Source organism: Nguyenibacter vanlangensis (assembly GCF_013376155.1).
Lineage (GTDB): Bacteria > Pseudomonadota > Alphaproteobacteria > Acetobacterales > Acetobacteraceae > Gluconacetobacter > Gluconacetobacter vanlangensis.
The window spans coordinates 1-1,106 of sequence record NZ_JABXXP010000845.1 but is presented as its reverse complement, the minus strand read 5'-3'; the positions used below and the strand labels follow the sequence as shown (position 1 = coordinate 1,106).

The window sequence follows — 1,106 nt, the reverse complement described above, 5'->3', positions numbered from 1 at the left end:
CGAATCGATCGCCGAAGCGGTCGCGCATGCCGACCCCAAGGCCGGCCAGGCCCTTGCAGCCCGGACGTGCGCGATGTGCCACAGCTTTGCCAAGGATGGACCGGCGATGATCGGCCCCGACCTGTACGGCGTCGCCGGCAGTGCGGTCGGAGACATGCCGGGCTATGATTTCTCGCCCGCCCTGGCAGCGCACAAGGCGGAGCATTGGACCGACGACACGCTGTCGGCCTGGCTGGAGGCGCCGGCGCGCTTCGCCCCCGGCACCCGCATGGCCTTTCCGGGCGTGCCCGAAGCGGGGGACCGCGCGGCGATCATCGCCTTTCTGCATACCCTGTCCGACGGAGGAAAATGACGGTGAGCCTGCATGACGCGGACCGGTTGCTGGCGGCGGCGGAGGCGGCGGCCGACGTCGCGGGGTGCGTGATCCGCCCCTTCTTCCGGATGGGGGTGGCGGCGGACGACAAGAGCGACGAGAGCCCGGTGACGATCGCCGACCGGACGGCCGAGCGCGCGATGCGTGCCGTGTTGGCCGAACGCCTGCCCGAGCATGCCGTGCTGGGCGAGGAGTTCGGGCTGGAGCGCGACGGGGGCCGGTATTGCTGGGTGATCGACCCGGTGGACGGGACGCGGGCCTTTCTGACCGGCCGGCCGATCTTCGGCACGCTGATCGCGCTGCTGGAGGATGGGGTGCCGGTGCTGGGCGTGATCGACCAGCCGGTGACCGGCGAACGCTGGATCGGCGTGCGGGGGCGGCCGACGCGCTATGAATCGCGTCATGAGCCGCGCTGGGGCGGCGTGCCGGGCACGCGGCGCTGTGGCGCGATCGGGCTGGCGGAACTGTCCTGTACCTCGCCCGAGATGATCGCCGGCGCCCCCACGCCGCATTGGGCGGCGCTGAGCCGGCAGGTGAAGCGGGTGACATGGGGCGGCGACTGCTATGCCTATGGCCTGCTGGCGCTGGGGCAGATCGACGTGATTGCCGAATGCACGATGAAGATCTGGGACTGGGCGGCGCTGGTGCCCGTGGTGGAGGGCGCCGGGGGGCGCGTGACCGACTGGCACGGTCAGGCGCTGCATGCCGGCAGCGACGGCACCGTGCTGGCGGT

At 71.8% G+C, this 1,106-nt stretch carries 2 protein-coding genes; both read left to right on the top strand.

Going from position 1 to position 1,106, the window contains the following annotated elements:
* Positions 1 to 352, top strand: a 352-nt coding sequence (locus HUK84_RS19575) for a c-type cytochrome (protein ID WP_176641698.1), incomplete at its 5' end; no start/stop codon positions are given.
* The coding region (locus HUK84_RS19570) for an inositol monophosphatase family protein (RefSeq protein WP_176641697.1) at positions 349 to 1,106 on the top strand (758 nt) is incomplete at its 3' end. The genes HUK84_RS19575 and HUK84_RS19570, both read left to right, overlap by 4 nt.